General features: G+C 72.5%; 19 protein-coding genes. 13 read left to right on the top strand and 6 right to left on the bottom strand.

The window, feature by feature from the left end; genetic code table 11:
* Position 1: 1 nt before the first annotated feature.
* Complete coding sequence (locus ACGFI2_RS16860) at positions 2-538, bottom strand: hypothetical protein (RefSeq protein ID WP_393517342.1); 537 nt, start codon at positions 536-538, stop codon at positions 2-4.
* A gap of 82 nt (positions 539-620) precedes the next feature.
* Between ACGFI2_RS16860 and ACGFI2_RS16855 the strand changes: the two genes are divergently transcribed.
* Positions 621-1,271 (top strand): hypothetical protein, encoded by a 651-nt coding sequence (locus ACGFI2_RS16855; protein WP_393517339.1) that lies wholly within the window; start codon positions 621-623, stop codon positions 1,269-1,271.
* Between the two features lie 269 nt (positions 1,272-1,540).
* Positions 1,541-2,599, top strand: coding sequence for an aldo/keto reductase (locus ACGFI2_RS16850; protein ID WP_393517336.1), 1,059 nt, complete (start codon positions 1,541-1,543; stop codon positions 2,597-2,599).
* 111 nt (positions 2,600-2,710) lie between these two features.
* On the opposite strand, the gene ACGFI2_RS16845 is transcribed toward ACGFI2_RS16850, so the two are convergent.
* The gene (locus tag ACGFI2_RS16845) at positions 2,711-4,870 is read right to left on the bottom strand and encodes an elongation factor G-like protein EF-G2 (RefSeq protein ID WP_393517333.1); all 2,160 of its coding nucleotides are present in this window, start codon (positions 4,868-4,870) and stop codon (positions 2,711-2,713) included.
* A 251-nt stretch (positions 4,871-5,121) separates the two neighbouring features.
* Here ACGFI2_RS16845 and pgsA point away from each other — a divergent pair, with 251 nt between their 5' ends.
* The 7 genes from pgsA to ACGFI2_RS16810 all read left to right on the top strand — a co-directional run bounded on the left by pgsA (position 5,122) and on the right by ACGFI2_RS16810 (position 11,041).
* The gene (gene pgsA, locus ACGFI2_RS16840; protein WP_393517330.1) at positions 5,122-5,742 is read left to right on the top strand and encodes a phosphatidylinositol phosphate synthase; all 621 of its coding nucleotides are present in this window, start codon (positions 5,122-5,124) and stop codon (positions 5,740-5,742) included.
* Positions 5,739-6,671 (top strand): phosphatidylinositol mannoside acyltransferase, encoded by a 933-nt coding sequence (locus ACGFI2_RS16835; RefSeq protein ID WP_393517328.1) that lies wholly within the window; start codon positions 5,739-5,741, stop codon positions 6,669-6,671. Before pgsA ends, ACGFI2_RS16835 begins: the two co-directional genes overlap by 4 nt.
* Positions 6,672-6,681: 10 nt before the next feature.
* Entirely contained in the window at positions 6,682-7,842 is a 1,161-nt protein-coding gene (locus ACGFI2_RS16830; RefSeq protein WP_393517326.1) for a glycosyltransferase family 4 protein, read from the top strand.
* An 82-nt stretch (positions 7,843-7,924) separates the two neighbouring features.
* Positions 7,925-8,428, top strand: a complete 504-nt coding sequence (locus tag ACGFI2_RS16825) for a hypothetical protein (protein WP_393517324.1) — start codon at positions 7,925-7,927, stop codon at positions 8,426-8,428.
* Positions 8,429-8,560: 132 nt separating this feature from the next.
* Positions 8,561-9,472: a pyridoxal 5'-phosphate synthase lyase subunit PdxS gene (gene pdxS, locus ACGFI2_RS16820; RefSeq protein WP_393517322.1), complete on the top strand. Its 912-nt coding sequence runs from the start codon at positions 8,561-8,563 to the stop codon at positions 9,470-9,472.
* A 78-nt stretch (positions 9,473-9,550) separates the two neighbouring features.
* Positions 9,551-10,156, top strand: coding sequence for a pyridoxal 5'-phosphate synthase glutaminase subunit PdxT (gene pdxT, locus ACGFI2_RS16815; protein ID WP_393517319.1), 606 nt, complete (start codon positions 9,551-9,553; stop codon positions 10,154-10,156).
* Positions 10,157-10,291: 135 nt separating this feature from the next.
* Entirely contained in the window at positions 10,292-11,041 is a 750-nt protein-coding gene (locus tag ACGFI2_RS16810) for a YebC/PmpR family DNA-binding transcriptional regulator (protein WP_091067368.1), read from the top strand.
* A gap of 62 nt (positions 11,042-11,103) precedes the next feature.
* On the opposite strand, the gene ACGFI2_RS16805 is transcribed toward ACGFI2_RS16810, so the two are convergent.
* Both ACGFI2_RS16805 and ACGFI2_RS16800 read right to left on the bottom strand, forming a co-directional pair.
* Positions 11,104-11,361, bottom strand: coding sequence for a hypothetical protein (locus ACGFI2_RS16805; RefSeq protein WP_393517316.1), 258 nt, complete (start codon positions 11,359-11,361; stop codon positions 11,104-11,106).
* Positions 11,358-11,621: a hypothetical protein gene (locus tag ACGFI2_RS16800; protein WP_393517313.1), complete on the bottom strand. Its 264-nt coding sequence runs from the start codon at positions 11,619-11,621 to the stop codon at positions 11,358-11,360. The genes ACGFI2_RS16805 and ACGFI2_RS16800 overlap by 4 nt, the downstream gene beginning before the upstream one ends.
* Before the next feature lie 197 nt (positions 11,622-11,818).
* Between ACGFI2_RS16800 and ACGFI2_RS16795 the strand changes: the two genes are divergently transcribed.
* The 3 genes from ACGFI2_RS16795 (at position 11,819) to ACGFI2_RS16785 (ending at position 13,426) form a co-directional block, all read left to right on the top strand.
* The gene (locus tag ACGFI2_RS16795; RefSeq protein ID WP_393517620.1) at positions 11,819-12,616 is read left to right on the top strand and encodes a helix-turn-helix transcriptional regulator; all 798 of its coding nucleotides are present in this window, start codon (positions 11,819-11,821) and stop codon (positions 12,614-12,616) included.
* Complete coding sequence (locus ACGFI2_RS16790) at positions 12,607-12,798, top strand: DUF397 domain-containing protein (protein WP_393517310.1); 192 nt, start codon at positions 12,607-12,609, stop codon at positions 12,796-12,798. The genes ACGFI2_RS16795 and ACGFI2_RS16790 overlap by 10 nt, the downstream gene beginning before the upstream one ends.
* Positions 12,799-12,865: 67 nt before the next feature.
* Positions 12,866-13,426: a GNAT family N-acetyltransferase gene (locus tag ACGFI2_RS16785; RefSeq protein ID WP_393517307.1), complete on the top strand. Its 561-nt coding sequence runs from the start codon at positions 12,866-12,868 to the stop codon at positions 13,424-13,426.
* Between the two features lie 69 nt (positions 13,427-13,495).
* On the opposite strand, the gene ACGFI2_RS16780 is transcribed toward ACGFI2_RS16785, so the two are convergent.
* The gene (locus ACGFI2_RS16780) at positions 13,496-14,440 is read right to left on the bottom strand and encodes a permease prefix domain 1-containing protein (RefSeq protein ID WP_393517304.1); all 945 of its coding nucleotides are present in this window, start codon (positions 14,438-14,440) and stop codon (positions 13,496-13,498) included.
* Complete coding sequence (locus ACGFI2_RS16775; protein WP_393517301.1) at positions 14,437-14,778, bottom strand: PadR family transcriptional regulator; 342 nt, start codon at positions 14,776-14,778, stop codon at positions 14,437-14,439. The genes ACGFI2_RS16780 and ACGFI2_RS16775 overlap by 4 nt, the downstream gene beginning before the upstream one ends.
* A gap of 184 nt (positions 14,779-14,962) precedes the next feature.
* Between ACGFI2_RS16775 and dnaE the strand changes: the two genes are divergently transcribed.
* Positions 14,963-18,499, top strand: a complete 3,537-nt coding sequence (gene dnaE, locus ACGFI2_RS16770) for a DNA polymerase III subunit alpha (RefSeq protein WP_393517298.1) — start codon at positions 14,963-14,965, stop codon at positions 18,497-18,499.
* The last annotated feature ends 6 nt before the right edge of the window (positions 18,500-18,505 follow it).

The raw sequence follows: 18,505 nt of genomic DNA, 5'->3' as shown, positions 1-18,505 counted from the left end.
CTCAGCGCAGCCGGCCCCGCACCCGGGCGAGCCGGCGGCGGGCGCCGGTGGCGGTCCGCTGGGCGGCGGCGGCCCGGTCGGCGGCGAGTTCCGCACGGACCGCGAGCTGGCGCAGCCGCCGCTGCACCATCCGGTCGCCGTGCCGGGCGATCCACAGGCACACCCCGGCCAGCGGCAGCTCGACCAGCGCCGCCAGCACCACCGAGACCACCAGGTCGGTGCCGGGCGGCGTGGTGGTCACGTCGAACCAGGCGTCCACCGCGAGCATCGTCGCGGTGGCGGCGGCCGCGAGCACCACCTGCCGGTTTCCCCGGTACGCGTGCCAGGCGGTCAGCCCGAGCAACGCCACCAGGCCGAGGTCGAAGCCGACCCAGGCGGCCCGGTAGTGCACGGTCACCTGGTGCCGGGGCAGGGTGAACGCCAGGTATCCGATCCAGGGCAGGGTGAGCACGGCCAGCGCCACGAACGTGGGCGCCACCCAGCGCGGCGCCGGGCGTACCCGTGCCGCCTGGTCGACCTGTTCCACCGACGTCTCCATCCGCGCCTCCCGGCCCCGGTGGTGCCCGCGCCGCCGGGCTCGGCAAACCCGACGGCCACCTTTCGACAGTACGATCTTGCGCATGGCCCTGCTGCATCGCGCGGAACTGCGCCCCTCGAAACTGGAGTTGCTCGTACCCTGGCTGCCCGGCCGGCCCTGGTTCGCCGGGGAGGCCGGTGCGACGGTCAGCCGGGTGGCGGCCTACCGCTTCGACGACCCGGCCGGTGAGGTCGGCATGGAGACGCTGCTCGTGCGTGCCGGTGACGGGCCGGTGCTGCAGGTGCCGTTGACCTACCGGGGCGCCCCGCTGGCCGGCGCGGACCGCTTCCTGGTCGGCGTCGTGGAGCACTCGGTGCTCGGCCGCCGCTGGGTGTACGACGCCGTCGGTGACCCGGTCTACCCGCCGGCGTTGGCCGCGGCGGTGCTGGCCGACGCCGGCCAGGCGGAGGAGTACTTCGAGGTCGACGGCGAGCGGCAGGTGCGCGGGCCGAGCATGACGGTGTCGGGCAGCCGCACCGACCGGGCGCTGCCGGCCGGCCCGGCCGACGAGGTGGTGGACGGCGACCCGACGCTGATCCGGGCCGGCGGCGTCGAGCTGGCCCTGGTCCGCCGGCCCGTCGAGGCGGCGGATGCCGGTGGCCCGGCGACACCGGCCGGACTTCCGGTGGCGGGCCGGCTCACCGGCGCCTGGCCGGGGCAGGACGCCGCGGTGCTGCTGGCCTACGCCCGCTGAACTGTCCGGTGCTCCCGGCCTGAGCCGCCCCGGTGCCGGGGCGGCTCAGGCCGCTGAGGCCGGGGCGGCCCAGGCCGCTGGTTACCTCCGACCCGCCGCCGGACGTACCGTTCTCGGACGATTTGACCACGGGTCATGATGATGACTCTGCGGTATACCGCTCTTGTCTCGACTGCCGACGGCGAGCCACATCACGGAGAGTGACGATCAACCCGGGTGTGGGGTGACGAAACCATCCACGGGTGCCGCGAAGGTGACAGGATTCGGCGATGGTAGTCAGCACGCGGCCGCTCGGCCGCAGCGGCATCGAGGTGAGCGCCCTCGGCATGGGATGCTGGGCGATCGGCGGCCCGTGGGCCGAGGGCGCCCGCCCACTGGGCTGGGGTGAGGTCGACGACGACGAGTCGGTGCGGGCGGTCCGCCGTGCCCTCGACCTCGGGGTCACGCTCTTCGACACCGCCGACACGTACGGCGCGGGGCACGGCGAGCGGGTGCTGGGGCGGGCCCTCGCCGGCCGGCGCGACGAGGCGGTGGTTGCCACCAAGTGGGGCTACACGTTCGACGAGCACAGCCGGCAGGCCACCGGCGAGAACGCGTCGCCGCAGTACCTGCGCCGGGCGGTGGTCGACTCGCTGCGCCGGCTGGGCACCGACCGGATCGACCTCTACCAGCTGCACCTGGGCGACCTGCCGCTGCCCCGCGCCGAGGCGCTGATCGGCACGCTCGACGCCCTGGTCGCCGAGGGCCTGATCCGGGCGTACGGGTGGAGCACCGACCGGGCCGACCGGGCTGCCGCGTTCGCCCAGGTCGCCCGGGGCGCCGCCGCCGTGCAGCACACGCTGTCGGTGCTCCGGGACGCCCCGGCCATGCTGGCCGCCTGCGACAAGCACGACCTGGCCAGCCTGGCCCGGGGGCCGCTCGGGATGGGGTTGCTCACCGGCAAGTACACGCCGGAGTCGACGCTGCCCCGCGACGACGTACGCGGTCTCGGGTCGACCTGGCTGGAGTGGTTCCGCAGCGGCCGGCCCGCCCCGGAGTGGCTGCGCCGGGTGACCGCGGTGCGGGGCGCGCTCACCGCCGACGGGCGCACCCTGGCCCAGGGCGCGCTCGGCTGGATCTGGGCGCGCAGCGACCGGGCGGTGCCGATCCCCGGCGCGCGCACGGTCGCCCAGGTCGAGGAGAACGCCGCCGCGCTGGCCCGGGGCCCGCTCGAACCGGATCACTTCGCCGAGGTGGAGCGGCAGCTCGCGGCCCTACGCTCGGCCGCCCGCCGCGACGCCGACCGCCCGCACTGGCCGATGCCCCCGGTTCCCGCCGTCCGCCCCTGACCCACCCCCCCACCCACCGCGCGCTGATGCACGGAAAGCGTGGCAATCCGACCCGGAATGGCCACGCTTTCCGTGCGTGAGGCGCCGGCACGCGGGGTGCGGGGTGCGGGGTCAGGGGTGGGTGGTGGCTTCCTTGCGGGCCTGGTCGGCCAGGTGGGCTGGCATGGGGTCGTGGCGGGCGAACTCCCGGCGGAACGTGCCGGTGCCGGCGGTCATCGCGCGCAGCTCGACCGCGTACCGCAGCAGTTCGGTGGCGGGCACCTCGGCGCGGACCAGGGTCCGGCCCTCGGCCTCCGGGTCCGGCTCGGTGCCGAGGACCCGGCCGCGCCGGCCGGACAGGTCGCCCATGACCGCGCCGACCGAGGAGTCGGCCACCCGGACGGTGATCTCGTCGACCGGTTCGAGCAGCGTCGGCTGGCCCTTCTCGGCGGCGTCGCGCAGCGCCAGCGCGCCCGCGGTCTGGAACGCGGCGTCGGACGAGTCGACGCTGTGCGCCTTGCCGTCGACGAGCGTCACCCGCAGGTCCACCACCGGGTGGCCGGCGACCAGGCCGCGTTCCATCTGCGCCCGGACACCCTTCTCCACCGACGGGATGTAGTTGTGCGGGACCGCCCCGCCGACCACCCGGTCGACGAACTCGAAGCCGGCGCCCCGGGGCAGCGGCTCCACCTCGATGTCGCAGACCGCGTACTGGCCGTGGCCGCCGGACTGCTTGACGTGTCGGCCGTGCCCGCGCGCGGGCACGGTGAACGTCTCGCGCAGCGCCACCCGGACCGGCTCGGTGTCCAGCTCGACCCCGCCGCCGCGCAGCCGGTCGAGCACCACGTCGGCGTGTGCCTCACCCATGCACCAGAGCACCAGCTGGTGGGTCTCCGGGTTGCGCTCCAGCCGCAGCGTCGGGTCGCCGGCGACCAGCCGGGACAGGTTGCGCGCCAGCGCGTCCTCGTCGGCCCGGCTGCGGGCCACGATCGCCACCGGCAGCAGCGGCTCCGGCATGTCCCAGGGCGCGATCAGCAGCGGCTCGTCCTTGGCGGAGATGGTGTCGCCGGTCTCCGCGCTGCCCGACTTGGTGAGCGCGCAGAGGTCGCCGGCGACGCAGGCCGACACCTCCCGCAGCGCCGCGCCGAGCGGACTGTAGATGTGCCCGACCCGCTCGTCGGCGTCGTGGTCGGGGTGGCCGCGCTCGGCCAGGCCGTGACCGGACACGTGGATCACCTGGTCGGGGCGGAGCGTGCCGGAGAAGACGCGGACCAGCGAGACGCGCCCGACGTGCCGGTCCACGGTCGTCTTGACCACCTCGGCGACCAGCGGACCGTCCGGGTCGCAGGTCAGCGGCGGACGGGGCGAGCCGTCCAGGCCGGTGACCGCCGGCAGGTCGTGCTCCGGCGGCGACGGGAACGCCGCGACCAGGCCGTCCAGCAGCGCGTCCAGGCCGACCCCGGTCTCCGCGCAGACCGGCACCACCGGATAGAAGTGGCCGCGGGCGACCGCCGTCTCCAGGTCGGTGATGAGCACCTCGGGGTCGATCTCCTCGCCGCCGAGGTAGCGGTCCATCAGGGTCTCGTCCTCGCTCTCCGCGATGATCCCCTCGATCAGCTCGTCGCGGCTCTCCCGGATCGCCGGCAGGTGTTGCGGGTCCGGCTCGCGCACCGCCGGTGGCAACCCGGCCGAGTAGTCGAGGACCCGGCGGGTGATCAGGCCCATCAGGCCGGCCACCGACTCGCCGTCGTCGCCGAGCATGGGCAGGTAGAGCGGGAGCACGTTGTCGCCGAAGACGCGCTGGCAGAGCGCCACCGCCTCGTCGAAGTCGGCGCGCGGGTGGTCCAGCCGGGAGACGGCCACCGCGCGCGGCATGTCGACCGCGGCGCACTCCTCCCAGAGCGCGGCGGTGGCGGCGTCCATCCCGTCGACCGCCGACACCACGAACAGCGCCGCGTCGGCGGCGCGCAGCCCGGCGCGCAGCTCGCCGACGAAGTCGCCGTAGCCGGGCGTGTCCAGGAGGTTGACCTTGACGTCGCGGTGGGTCAGCGGGGCGCAGGCCAGGCTCACCGAGCGCTGCTGGCGTACGGCCGCCGGGTCGTGGTCGCAGACCGTGGTGCCCTCGGTGACGGACCCGGCCCGGCCGATCGTGCCGCTGGCCGCGAGCAGCGCCTCGACCAGGGTGGTCTTGCCGGCGCCGGAGTGCCCGACGAGCACCACGTTGCGAACCCCGCCGGGCTCGGTCACCACCGGCGCGCCGCCGGTGACACCCTTCTCGTTCTTCTGCGCCATCGCGGCGCACCTCCCTCAACCGGTGGTGGTGGCGACCGCCGCGGGCGACGGGGAGCGGACCCGATGGGCGCCGCGGCGAGTATCTTCCGGTGGACTCCTGCGGGGCGGGCACGCCGACCGGTGTTCCGGTGAAGTGGCTCACCTCCCACGCTCGATCTCACACCCGTGCCGGTGCCGGCACAAGGCCCGCCGGGCGGGTCGTACGCCCGGCTGTGTCCCCGGCCGCTGCCGGCCGTTATCGTGGGACCGCCATGGCGAAGATCTTCCAAGTGACGGCCCGAGCGGGCATGACCCGCGTCGTGGAGCCGATAGCGCGCGGACTGCTCCGCGCGGGTGTGTCCCCCAACGCGGTCACCGTGACCGGCACGGTCGGCGTGCTCGTCGGCGCGCTCGGCTTCGGCGCGCGCGGCCAGCTGGTCGCCGGCGCGCTGATCGTCACGGTCTTCGCGCTCACCGACCTGCTCGACGGCACGATGGCCCGGATGAGTGGCGGATCCACCCGGTTCGGGGCGTTCCTCGACTCGAGCATGGACCGGGTCGCCGACAGCGCGGTGTTCGGCGCGGTCGCCTACTGGCTGGCCACCCAGCACCAATACTCCGGGGTGGCCGCCGCGCTGCTCTGCCTGGCCGCCGGCGGGCTGGTCTCCTACGTCAAGGCCCGCGCCGAGGGGCTCGGCATGACCTGCAACGTGGGCATCGCCGAGCGCACCGAGCGGCTGCTCATCGTCGGCGTCGGCGGCGTGCTCACCGGCGTCGGTCTCGAGCGGGCCCTGGAGGTCGCGCTCTGGCTGCTCGCCGCGGTCTCGATCTTCACGGTGGGGCAGCGGATGACCCACGTGTACCGGCAGGCCCAGCGGGTCGGCGCGGAGTGAACCTCACCGAGGCGGGCTTCGTCGCGGGCTGGCGCCTGATCCGGGCGCTGCCCCGGCCCGTCGCGGCCGCGGCCTTCCGGGTGGGCGCCGACCGCGCCCACCGCAAGGACGGCGGGGGTACCCGGCGACTGCGCGCCAACCTGCGCCGGGTGGTGGGCCCGGAGCTGCCCGAGGCGGAGCTGGACGCGCTGGTCCGCGCCGGCCTGCGCTCGTACGCCCGCTACTGGCTGGAGGCGTTCCGGTTGCCCGGCCTGAGCCGGCCGGAGATCCTCGCCGGGTTCCGCCTCGACGGCGCGGAGAAGCTCGCCGCGGACGTGGCAGCCGGGCGGGGCGCGGTGGTGGCGCTGCCGCACGCCGGCAACTGGGATGCCGCCGGCGCCTGGGTGGCGGCCAGCGGCTGGCCGATGACCACGGTGGCGGAGCGCCTCCCGGACGGCGTCTACGAGCGGTTCGTCGCGTTCCGGGAAGGGCTGGGGATGGAGATCCTGCCCAACCGCGGCGGCCCTCGCCCGGCGTTCGACGTGCTGGTGGACCGGCTGCGCGCCGGCGCGGTGGTGCCGCTGCTCGCCGACCGGGACCTCTCCGCCCGGGGCGTGGAGGTCGACTTCTTCGGCGGGCGGACCCGGATGCCGGCCGGCCCGGCGCTGCTGGCGCTGCGCACCGGCGCCCCGCTCTACGTGGCCTCGATGTGGTACGAGCCGGACGCCGCCTGCGCCTCGATCGAGGGTCCGCTGGCCCTGCCGGCGGAGGACAGCGCCCCGCTGGACGCCCGGGTCCGGGTGGTGACCCAGCGGATAGCCGACGGACTGGCCGCGGGCATCGCCCGGCATCCGCAAGACTGGCACATGTTGCAGCGGATGTGGCTGGACCAGGGGCCGGGCGGGGCGCCGACGTCGGCGCAGCCACCGGCCACCACCGGGACGGTCTAGGGGGGACGCCATGCGGATCGGCATCGTGTGCCCGTACTCCTTCGACGTCCCGGGCGGGGTGCAGAACCACGTCATGGACCTGGCCGAGGCGCTGCTCGGGCTCGGCCACGAGGTGAGCGTGCTGGCCCCGGCGGACGAGGACTCGGCGCTGCCGCCGTACGTGGTGTCGGCGGGGCGGGCCGTGGCGTTGCCGTACAACGGGTCGGTGGCCCGGATCGCGTTCGGCCCGGTGTCCACCGCCCGGGTACGCCGCTGGATCAACCGCGGCGACTTCGACGTGCTGCACGTGCACGAGCCGCTCACCCCGAGCCTGTCGATGCTGGCGGTGCTCTGCGCCCGTGGCCCGGTGGTGGCCACCTTCCACACCGCGATGACCCGGTCCCGGGTGCTCTCCGCGGCCCAGGGGGTGCTGCAGATCCTGCTGGAGCGGATCACCGCCCGGATCGCGGTCAGCGCGCTGGCCCGCAAGGTGCAGGTCGAGCACATGGACGGCGGCGCCGTGGAGATCCCGAACGGGGTGGCGGTGGCGAAGTTCGCCGGGGTGGATCCGCTGCCCGGCTGGCCGGGGGAGTGCGCGCCCGGCAGCGGCGGCACGCTTGGTTTCCTGGGCCGGTTCACCGAGCCGCGCAAGGGCTTCCCGATCCTGCGCGACGCGTTCGTCGCGCTCGCCCCGCGCCGTCCCGGGCTGCGCCTGCTGGTGGCCGGTCCGGGTGACGCCGACGAGCTGTTCGGGCGGTTCCCGGCCGACCTGCGTGACCGGGTGACGTTCCTCGGCCTGGTCTCCGAGCCGGACAAGGCGCGCATGTTGCGCAGCGTGCACCTCTATGTCGCGCCGAACACCGGCGGGGAGTCGTTCGGGATGATCCTCACCGAGGCGCTCGCCGCCGGGACCGCCGTGGTCGCCAGCGACCTGGACGCGTTCCGGCGGGTGCTCGACGGCGGGCGGGCCGGGCGGCTCTTCCCGACCGGGGACGCGGTCGCGCTGCGCGCCGTGCTGACCGAGCTGCTCGACGACGCCGGGCAGCGGGCCGGGCTGACCGGCTGGGGCGACCAGGCGGTGGCGAATTTCGACTGGCCCGTGGTTGCGCGCCGCGTTCTGGAGGTATACGCAGCCGCGATCGAGGCCACCGACGGCCGGGTGATGGACCAGGAGTGGGCGGGGCTCGGCTGACCAGGGTGGCCGGTGGGGCCGCTGTGACGAGCGCGTCGACCGGTGCCCGCGCCGGCCGGCCGGGATGAGGAGCAGCACTACGATGCCGGGCATGTGGTGGGTGGTGGGCACGGTCCTGGTGCTCGGGCTGGTCTCGGCGTACCTGATCTGGACGGCCGGCCGGGTGCAGCGGCTGCAGGTCCGCGCGGAGTCGGCGGCCCGCGCGCTCGACGCCCACCTGCTGCGCCGCGCGGCCGCCGCCGCGGTGCTGGCCGAGCAGCGGTACGGCGTGGAGCTGTACGCCGCGGCCCGGATCGCGCTGGACGCCGTCCCGGACGAGCGTGAGGCGGCCGAGAACGACCTCACCCGGCAGTTGCGCGGGGTGCGGCTGGACCCGGACGATCCGGCCTGCGGCGCGGTGATCGCGGCCAGTCGACGGCTGGCGCTGGCCCGACAGGTGCACACCGACCTGGTCCGGGACGCCCGTTCGGCGCGCGGGCGGCCGGTGGTGCGGCTGTTCCGGATGGGGCGGGGGCGCGAGTGGCCCCGTTACTTCGACATCGACGACCCCACGGTGGTCCCGCGCGCGGACGTCACCACCGGCTGAAGCGGGCCGGCGGGGCCGTGACGGCGGACACACGGCAGGCCACCGGGGGTGCGATTGGCTGTCGGAGCGGCGCCGCGCCGGCCGTAGCATTCGGCGCAGCCACCGTCACAGCACGCCGAGGAGCGATGACCCGTGTCTGATTCCCCCGCCCCGACCACCGACGCCACCGTCGGCACCGCCCGCGTCAAGCGCGGCATGGCCGAGATGCTCAAGGGCGGCGTGATCATGGACGTGGTCACCGCCGAACAGGCGAAGATCGCCGAGGACGCCGGCGCCGTGGCCGTGATGGCGCTGGAGCGGGTGCCGGCCGACATCCGCGCCCAGGGCGGCGTGTCCCGGATGAGCGACCCGGACATGATCGACGGCATCATCGCGGCCGTCTCGATCCCGGTGATGGCCAAGGCCCGGATCGGTCACTTCGTCGAGGCGCAGGTCCTCCAGGCGCTCGGCGTGGACTACGTCGACGAGTCCGAGGTGCTGACCCCGGCCGACTACGCCAACCACATCGACAAGTGGGCGTTCACCGTGCCGTTCGTGTGCGGCGCGACGAACCTGGGCGAGGCGCTGCGCCGGATCACCGAGGGCGCCGCCATGATCCGCTCGAAGGGCGAGGCGGGCACCGGGGACGTCTCCAACGCCACCACCCACATGCGGCGGATCCGGCAGGAGATCCGCCGGCTCCAGACCCTGCCGACCGACGAGCTGTACGTCGCGGCGAAGGAGCTGCAGGCCCCGTACGAGCTGGTCAAGGAGGTGGCCGAGCGCGGCAAGCTGCCGGTCGTGCTGTTCACCGCCGGTGGCATCGCCACCCCGGCGGACGCGGCCATGATGATGCAGCTCGGCGCCGAGGGCGTCTTCGTCGGCTCGGGCATCTTCAAGTCCGGCAACCCGGCCCAGCGGGCCGCCGCGATCGTCAAGGCGACCACCTTCCACGACGACCCGGACGTGCTGGCCAAGGTGTCGCGCGGGCTGGGCGAGGCGATGGTCGGCATCAACGTCGACGAGATCCCGCAGCCGCACCGCCTCGCCGAGCGCGGCTGGTGAGCATGTAAGGAGGGGCCCCTTCTCAACGCATCCGGTAGAGCGGGGGCCCCCTCCAACACCTGTGAGAGGAGCGACCGGGTGACCGTACCGGTGATCGGCGTGCTCGCCCTTCAGGGCGACGTACGCGAGCACGTCGCGGCGCTGACCGGCGCGGGCGCCGACGTCCGGCCGGTGCGTCGCCCGGGTGAGCTGGACGCGGTCGACGGCCTGGTGGTGCCCGGCGGCGAGTCGACCACGATCAGCAAGCTGGTGGACATCTTCGAGATGCGCGAGCCGATCGACAAGCGGATCGCCGGCGGCCTGCCGGTCTACGGCTCCTGCGCCGGCATGATCATGCTGGCCACCGAGGTCCTGGACGGCCGCCCCGACCAGCGCGGCTTCGCCGGCATTCCGATGACCGTCCGGCGCAACGCGTTCGGCCGCCAGGTGGACTCGTTCGAGGCCCCGGTGTCGATCGCCGGGGTCGACGGCGACCCGTTCCACGCGGTGTTCATCCGCGCGCCGTGGGTCGAGCGGGTCGGCCCGGACGTCGAGGTGCTCGGCCGGGTGACCGACGGGCCGGCCGTCGGCCGGATCGTCGCGGTCCGCCGGGGCAACCTGCTGGCCACCTCGTTCCACCCCGAGCTGACCGGTGACCTGCGGCTGCACCGCTTCTTCGTGGACGTGGTCCGGGCCGCCGCCTGACCGGCCGCCGTCGACGTCCCGCTCCGGTCGCGGTGACGGGTGTGACGCGCGGTGACCTCCGCTCGGTAGGATTGCCGGGTTCGGCTCCGGCGTGGGCTGTCGACGCAGGCGTGGATCACTAACGGAGGTACTCAGATGTCCGGCCACTCAAAGTGGGCGACCACCAAGCACAAGAAGGCCGTGATCGACGCCAAGCGCGGCAAGATGTTCGCCAAGCTGATCAAGAACGTCGAGGTGGCGGCCCGCACCGGCGGCGGCGACCCGGCCGGTAACCCCACCCTCTTCGACGCCATCCAGAAGGCGAAGAAGAACTCGGTGCCGAATGACAACATCGATCGCGCCGTCAAGCGCGGCTCCGGCCTGGAGGCCGGCGGCGCCGACTGGCAGACGATCATGTACGAGGGCTACGGCCCGAGCGGTGTGGCGATGCTGATCGAGTGCCTGACCGACAACCGCAACCGCGCCGCCACCGAGGTGCGCACCGCGCTGACCCGCAACGGCGGCTCGCTCGCCGACGCCGGCTCGGTGTCCTACATGTTCTCCCGCAAGGGCGTGGTGATCGTGCCGAAGGCGGGCACCTCCGAGGACGACGTGATGATGGCGGTCCTCGACGCCGGCGCCGAGGAGGTCAACGACCTCGACGAGGCGTTCGAGGTGATCTCCGAGCCGGGCGACCTGATCGCGGTGCGCACCGCGTTGCAGGACGCCGGCATCGAGTACGAGTCGGCCGAGTCCTCCCTGGTGCCCAGCGTGAACGTGCCGCTGGACGAGGAGGGCGCCCGCAAGATCTTCAAGCTGATCGACGTTCTGGAGGACTGCGACGACGTGCAGAACGTCTACGCCAACTTCGACGTCTCCGACGAGGTCATGGCCGCGGTCGGCTGACCGCCTGCTTGATCGACTCCAGTTCGGCGTAGTGGCGGTATCCCACGCTCGGGATGCCGCCACTACGGCGTACTGGCGCGCGCCCTCGCCCGGGCCGACGGCCGGGCCGGCGACAGCCGCCGTAGGCCCGTCGGCCGGATGAAGATGGTCCGGCGGGCGACGGCGTCCCCGGCGGCGTTCAGCTCGTAGCCGTCGAGCCAGGCCCACCCGTCGTACGTGGTCCAGTCCAGCGTCCGGATGACGCGGAACATGATCGGCCGGACGAACTGGACCGAGGCGGCCCGGGTGACGTGGAGCAGGTCCCCGGGTCGCGGCGTCACCCGCGCTTCCTGTCCGGCCACGCCCGGAGCGTCTCCGCGGCGCGGGCGAGCCGTTCGCAACCTCCGTCGGGTCGGCACCGGGGACACGAGGCCCGGTGGTGGAGGTCGATCACGTAGCCGGCCAGGATGACCGCGAACGGCGGCTCGGGAAGCCGCTGCTCCGCGTACGCGCCGTACGCCCCGGCCCGGTGGCCGTACGCCGGGCACTCCACCACGTCGACGGGTTCGACCTGCCGCTGGAACCACTTCCACCGACGCATGTCCACCTCCGGAAAGGGCTGCTGATGCCGGGCGCCGACCTTCACGGTCGGTACCGTGTGTGAAACTCTGCGTCGCGGATGCCGGGCCGCAGAAGCGATCAGGCCCTTATGGAGTGCCAGCGGCGAGAAGCATCTCCCCTGGCGAGAGTGGTGAGGAAAAGGTGCGGCGGGTTGGAGGAGGTTTGGGGATCGTGACCATGACCGCGGCGGAGATCCTGCTGGACGAGTTGCGTCGCTCGCGAACCACCAGGGGCCTCAACCAGGAGGAGTTCGGTCGGTTGATCAGCTACTCCGGCACGCACGTCAGCGCGGTGGAGACGGGCAGCAGGCCGCCCACGACGGACTACACAGCGGCGATCGACAGGGCGTTGAGGACCGGTGGCATCTTCGGCCGGTTGCTCGATCGACTCTCGGTCCTGGACATGGCTCCGCCCTGGCTTCGCGAATGGATCAGCGTCGAGGAGCAGGCGACGGCTCTGCGTTGGCACGAACCCGCCTTCGTGCCCGGACTGCTGCAGACCGAGGCGTACGCGCGGGCCATCCTGCACGCGGGCGGGCAACTTACCGTCGAGCAGATAGACCAGCGGGTCCGCTCCCGCATCGAACGTCAGGCGATCCTGAACCAGGAGAACCCGCCTCGCCTTGTGGCGGTGCTCGACGTTGCCGTCCTGCGCCGGACTGCGAACGACGACCGCGCGATCATGCGGGAACAGTTGGAACACCTCACTGCGGCGGCTGAGCTACCGCACGTTCGAATACATGTCGTGCCCGAAGAGACCGGTCTCTATCCTGGGCTGCAGGGCGGCTTCATCCTGGCGACCATGCCTGATGACTCCACCCTCGGCCACGTCGACAACCAGGTCCGTTCGGAGACGGTCAGCGGTGCGGCCGAGATTGCTACGCTCGAACGCACCTGGGAGATCATCGTCCGGGACGCCTTGCCCCGGAAGCTTTCTCTGGCGCTGATCAAGGAAGCGGCACTGACATGGACATGACAACCGCCCGGTGGCGTACGTCGACGAAGTCGGGGACCAATGGCGGGAATTGCGTCGAGGTCGCCGACAACCTCCCGGGTGCCGTTGTAGTCCGGGACAGCAAGGACCAGCGCGGTCCCGTGCTGGTCTTCGCGCCGGGGGCCTGGCGCGCGTTCGTCTCTCACTCGAAGTCATCCGCGTGACCCGCTGACGGCAGGCCCGGCCGAAACCGGGCTGACCGGGGCGCTGACGTGCCCGTACTCTGCCGGAGTGCTCGTACCCGATCTCCCGTTGCGCACCGACCGCCTGGTGCTGCGTGCCTTCACCGCCGACGACCTCGCCGTGGTCCGTGACTACCGGGGCCGTCCGGAGGTCACCCGGTTCCTCTACCACCAGCCGTACGACGACGCCGCCGCGCGGGCGGCGATCGACCGGCTGGTCCGGCGCACCGCGCTGCGCGCGCCGGGCGACGTGCTCAACCTGGCCGTGACGCTGGCGGACACCGGCGTGTTCGTCGGCGATGTGCTGCTGACCTGGACCAGCGCGGAGCACCGGCAGGGCGAGATCGGCTACGTGGCCCATCCCGACCACACCGGTCACGGCTACGTGACCGAGGCGGCCCGGGAGCTGCTGCGGCTGGGCTTCGACGGGCTGGGCCTGCACCGGATCGTCGGTCGGCTGGACGCCCGCAACGCGGCGTCGGCCCGGGTGCTGGAGCGGTTGGGCATGCGTCGCGAGGCGCACCTGCGGGAGAACGAGTTCGTCAAGGGCGAATGGACCGACGAGGCCGTCTACGCGCTGCTGGCGCGGGAGTGGCGGGCGGCGGCCTGAGCGCCGCCACCCGCCGTACCCGTCGATCCCGGTCCGGCGCCCCCGTGTGCGCCGGGCCGGGACCGGGTCTCATCGGGCCGCGCGTCGGGCCTTGACCACGCTGTCGACCACGTCCCAGACCGCGATCAACACGGTCACCACCACCGTGACGCGGGCGACGTCGTCCGCGCCGCCGTCGCGGAGCCAGGCGAAGCGGTCGATCAGCTCCGGGTTGAGCAGCCGGTCGGTCAGCAGCAGCCAGACCACCGGCGCCGTGAACGCCAGGTTGAGCAGCGCGTTGGCCGCCACCAGCGGCCAGGTCCACCGCCCGGCGCGGTACTTCGCGACCTCCAGCCCGACGGTGGCGACGAGCACCACGATCAAGGCCGGGAGCCAGAAGCTCCACAGCGCCGGGTCGAGCACCGGCAGCCGGGAGCCGTCGCCGCTGATCCAGTGCTGGAAGTGCTGCCCGACGAGGGCTCCGACGGTGCCGAGCAGGAGGACGGCGGAGGCGACGCTGTCGCACCGGCTGATCTGCCGGTCGCCGGTCTCCTCGGGGAGCTGGTCGACGGTCCACTCGGGCAGGCCCAGCGGCGCCTGGGCGCGCTCCAGCACGGCGAAGCAGAGCGTGACCCAGAACGTGATCTGCACCGCGGCCTGCATCGCGGCCACGATCGCCGCCCCGATGGCCCCGCCGGGCTCGTCGCCGACGGTGGCTTTGAGCACGCCCGCGATCACGCCGGCGAGCGCCGGGACGTAGGTGAGCAGCATCCGCAGCGCCTGCCACCAGATCAGGTAGTAGCGCGGGCCGATGAGCTGGAGCGTGCGGTCGCTGTAGCGGGCGGCGAGCTGCTCGGGGCGGCCCATCTCGGTGAGCACCTCGCGCTCGGCGGAGGCGTGGTCCTGCCCGCCGGCGGTCCGGTCCTCGATCATGTCGGCGATGGAGGCGCGCAGCTCCTCGGCCAGCTCGGGGCGGCGGGGCGCCGGCACGGTCCGCAGGGTGGCCGCTACGTAACGGTCGGTCAGGGAACTCATCGTCCCGCTCCTTCGATCAGCTGGGTGATGGACGCTTGCACCGCGGACAGGTCGTCGAGCAGGCGGGTCAGGACCGCCTCGCCGTCGTCGCTGGTGCGGTAGAACTTGCGCGGCCGGCTCTCGTCGGTGTTCCACTCGCTGGTCAGCAGCCCCTGTTCCTCCAGGCGGCGCAGCAGCGGGTAGAGCGTGTTGGCGTCGACCGAGAAGCCGTGCACGGCCAACCGTTGCAGCAGGGCGTAGCCGTAGTCGGGGCGGCGGAGCGCGACCAGGCTGGCGACCACGATCGTGCCGCGTCGCAGCTCCTGGAGATGGGTTCGGAGAACCTCTTCGCTGACCATGCGTCACACGATAGTGTGCGCCACACACCATTGCAACCGCATACAGCATCGTGTGTCACGCACCAGGCTTCCGGAGAGACGCGGACCACCCCCGGCGCGGACGGTGGAGCCGCCGAGATCACCTCGGTAGGGTGGGTCGGTCGACTCCGACGCAGCTTGATCCACAACCCGGGGGGCGCCACGCATGGGCGATTCGTTCGCGCATCTGCACGTACACACCGAGTACTCGATGCTCGACGGTGCGGCCCGCCTCAAGGACCTCTTCGCCGAGGCGGCGCGGCTCGGCATGCCCGCGGTGGCGATCACCGACCACGGCAACATGCACGGCGCGAACGACTTCTACAAGCAGGCCATGGCCGCCGGGGTCAAGCCCATCCTCGGCGTCGAGGCGTACGTGGCGCCGGAGTCGCGCTTCCACAAGGCCCGGGTCAAGTGGGGACGCCCCGAGCAGAAGAGCGACGACGTCTCCGGCAACGGCGCCATCACCCACATGACCATGTGGGCGGCGAACCGCACCGGCCTGCACAACATGTTCCGGCTCAACTCCCGCGCGTCAATGGAGGGTCACTACGTCAAGTGGCCCCGGATGGACATGGAGCTGATCGCCGAGCACGCCGAGGGCATCATGGCCACCACCGGCTGCCCGTCCGGCGCGGTGCAGACCCGGCTGCGACTCGGCCAGTTCGACGAGGCGCTCAAGGTCGCCGCCGCCTACCAGGACATCTTCGGCAAGGACAACTACTTCCTGGAGATCATGGACCACGGCCTCGACATCGAGCGCCGGGTCCGCGACGGGCTCACCGAGATCGCCCGCAAGCTCGACATCCCGCCGGTGGTCACCAACGACTCGCACTACACCCACGAGGCGCAGGCCGAGGCGCACGACGTGCTGCTCTGCGTGCAGACCGGCAGCAACGTCGCCGACCCGAACCGGTTCCGCTTCGAGGGCGGCGGCTACTTCGTCAAGTCCGCCGACCAGATGCGCGCGGTCGACTCCTCCGAGCTGTGGCAGCAGGGCTGCCGCAACACGCTGCTGGTGGCGGAGAAGGTCGACCCGACCGGCATGTTCACGTTCCACAACCTGATGCCGCGGTTCCCCATCCCCGAGGGCGAGACCGAGGAGTCCTGGTTCCGCAAGGAGACGTTCGCCGGGCTCAAGCGCCGCTTCCCGAACGGCATCCCGGAGGGCCACGTCGTCCAGGCGGAGTACGAGCTGGGCGTCATCATCCAGATGGGCTTCCCGTCCTACTTCCTCGTGGTCGCCGACTTCATCCAGTGGGCGAAGAGCCAGGGCATCGCGGTCGGGCCGGGCCGTGGCTCGGCGGCCGGCTCGCTGGTCGCGTACGCGCTGGGCATCACCGACCTGGACCCGATCCCGCACGGCCTGATCTTCGAGCGGTTCCTCAACCCCGAGCGCGTCTCGATGCCGGATGTCGACATCGACTTCGACGAGCGCCGGCGCGGCGAGGTCATCAAGTACGTGACCGACAAGTGGGGCGAGGACAAGGTCGCGCAGATCGCCACGTTCGGCACGATCAAGGCGAAGGCGGCGATCAAGGACTCGGCCCGGGTGCTCGGCTTCCCGTACGCGGTCGGCGACCGGATCACCAAGGCCATGCCGCCGGCGGTGATGGGCAAGGACATCCCGCTCTCCGGCATCTTCGACCCGAAGCACCCGCGCTACGCCGAGGCCGGCGAGATCCGCGGGCTCTACGAGACCGACCCCGACGTCAAGAAGGTCATCGAGACCGCGAAGGGCATCGAGGGACTGATCCGGCAGACCGGCGTGCACGCGGCCGGCGTCATCATGTCCGCCGAGCCGATCATCGAGCACATCCCGCTGATGCGGCGCGACGCCGACGGCGTCATCATCACGCAGTTCGACTACCCGACGTGCGAGTCGCTCGGGCTGCTGAAGATGGACTTCCTCGGCCTGCGCAACCTGACCATCATCGACGACGCGGTGAAGAACATCCGGCTCAACCACGGCCGGGAGCTGGACCTGCTCGGCCTGCCGCTGGACGACAAGCCCGCGTACGAGCTGCTCGCCCGGGGCGACACGCTGGGCGTGTTCCAGCTCGACGGCGGGCCGATGCGCTCGCTGCTGCGGATGATGAAGCCGGACAACTTCGAGGACATCTCCGCCGTCCTGGCGCTCTACCGGCCGGGCCCGATGGGCGTCGACTCGCACACCAACTACGCGCTGCGCAAGAACGGCCTCCAGGAGATCACCCCGATCCACCCGGCGCTGGAGGAGCCGCTGCGCGAGATCCTCGCCCCCACCTACGGCCTGATCGTCTACCAGGAGCAGGTGCAGCGCGCCGCGCAGATCCTGGCCGGCTACACGCTCGGCCAGGCCGACCTGCTGCGCCGGGCGATGGGCAAGAAGAAGAAGGAGATCCTGGACAAGGAGTTCGTCCCGTTCCGGGACGGCTGCCGCGAGCGCGGCTACCCCGACGACGCCATCCAGGCGGTCTGGGACGTCCTGGTGCCGTTCGCCGGCTACGCCTTCAACAAGGCCCACTCCGCCGCGTACGGCCTGGTCTCCTACTGGACCGCCTACCTGAAGGCGCACTACCCGGCGGAGTACATGGCGGCGCTGCTCACCTCCGTCGGTGACGACAAGGACAAGATGGCGCTCTACCTGTCCGAGTGCCGCCGGATGCGGATCCAGGTCCTTCCGCCGGACGTCAACACCTCCGCCGGGCCGTTCACCCCGGTCGGCAAGGAGATCCGCTTCGGCCTCGGCGCGGTGCGCAACGTCGGCGCGAACGTGGTCGCGTCGATCATGCGCTGCCGCGACGAGAAGGGCGAGTACGCCGACTTCTACGACTTCCTGTCCAAGGTGGACGCGGTGGCCTGCAACAAGAAGACCATCGAATCGCTGATCAAGGCCGGCGCGTTCGACTCGCTCCAGCACTCCCGAAAGGGCCTGCTGGCCGTGCACGCCGACGCCATCGACGCGTACGCCGACGTCAAGCGCAAGGAGGCGGTCGGCCAGTACGACCTGTTCGGCGCCGGCTTCGGCGACGCGGACAGCGGTGCGGGCAGCACCACGGTCATGCCGGTCATCGGCGAGGGGGAGTGGGACAAGCGCGACAAGCTGGCGTTCGAGCGCGAGATGCTCGGCCTGTACGTCTCGGACCACCCGCTGTTCGGCCTGGAGCACGTGCTCGGCGCGGCGGCCGACACCACCATCGCCGCGCTGTCGGAGGAGGGCACCGTGTCGGACGGCGCGGTGGTCACGTTGGCCGGCATCCTCTCCGGGGTGCAGCGCCGGGTCACCAAGCAGGGCCGGGCCTGGGCCTCGGCCACCCTGGAGGACCTGGCCGGCGGCGTGGAGACGCTGTTCTTCCCCAACACCTACGAGGTGATCGGGCAGTACATCGCCGAGGACGCCATCGTGGTGGTCAAGGGTCGGGTGGACCGCCGCGACGACACCCCGCGCATCATGGCGATGGACATGTCCATGCCGGACGTCACCAGCAACCCGGCCAACAAGCCGGTCACGCTGACCATCCCGGTGCACCGCTGCACCCCGCCGCTCGTCGAGCGGCTCAAGGAGACCCTGGTGCTGCACCCCGGCGACACCGAGGTGCACGTCAAGCTGCTCAACGGCGGCAAGGTCACCACGCTGCGCCTCGGCCCGTTCCGGGTCGCCGCCACCACCGCGCTGATGGGCGACCTGAAGAGCGTCCTGGGCCCGGCCAACGTGAGCTGACCGTGC

Source organism: Micromonospora sp. NPDC049282 (assembly GCF_043197045.1).
GTDB lineage: Bacteria > Actinomycetota > Actinomycetes > Mycobacteriales > Micromonosporaceae > Micromonospora.
This window is presented reverse-complemented; position numbering and strand designations above follow the sequence as displayed.

Coding starts and splice junctions, on each gene's coding strand:
- ACGFI2_RS16860 (WP_393517342.1), bottom strand. CDS start 538: ATGGAGACGTCGGTGGAACAGGTCGACCAGGCGGCACGGGTACGCCCG.
- ACGFI2_RS16855 (WP_393517339.1), top strand. CDS start 621: ATGGCCCTGCTGCATCGCGCGGAACTGCGCCCCTCGAAACTGGAGTTG.
- ACGFI2_RS16825 (WP_393517324.1), top strand. CDS start 7,925: ATGCCGGGCATGTGGTGGGTGGTGGGCACGGTCCTGGTGCTCGGGCTG.
- pgsA (WP_393517330.1), top strand. CDS start 5,122: ATGGCGAAGATCTTCCAAGTGACGGCCCGAGCGGGCATGACCCGCGTC.
- ACGFI2_RS16830 (WP_393517326.1), top strand. CDS start 6,682: ATGCGGATCGGCATCGTGTGCCCGTACTCCTTCGACGTCCCGGGCGGG.
- ACGFI2_RS16775 (WP_393517301.1), bottom strand. CDS start 14,778: ATGGTCAGCGAAGAGGTTCTCCGAACCCATCTCCAGGAGCTGCGACGC.
- ACGFI2_RS16850 (WP_393517336.1), top strand. CDS start 1,541: ATGGTAGTCAGCACGCGGCCGCTCGGCCGCAGCGGCATCGAGGTGAGC.
- ACGFI2_RS16790 (WP_393517310.1), top strand. CDS start 12,607: ATGGACATGACAACCGCCCGGTGGCGTACGTCGACGAAGTCGGGGACC.
- ACGFI2_RS16795 (WP_393517620.1), top strand. CDS start 11,819: ATGACCGCGGCGGAGATCCTGCTGGACGAGTTGCGTCGCTCGCGAACC.
- ACGFI2_RS16845 (WP_393517333.1), bottom strand. CDS start 4,870: ATGGCGCAGAAGAACGAGAAGGGTGTCACCGGCGGCGCGCCGGTGGTG.
- ACGFI2_RS16810 (WP_091067368.1), top strand. CDS start 10,292: ATGTCCGGCCACTCAAAGTGGGCGACCACCAAGCACAAGAAGGCCGTG.
- dnaE (WP_393517298.1), top strand. CDS start 14,963: ATGGGCGATTCGTTCGCGCATCTGCACGTACACACCGAGTACTCGATG.
- ACGFI2_RS16780 (WP_393517304.1), bottom strand. CDS start 14,440: ATGAGTTCCCTGACCGACCGTTACGTAGCGGCCACCCTGCGGACCGTG.
- ACGFI2_RS16800 (WP_393517313.1), bottom strand. CDS start 11,621: ATGCGTCGGTGGAAGTGGTTCCAGCGGCAGGTCGAACCCGTCGACGTG.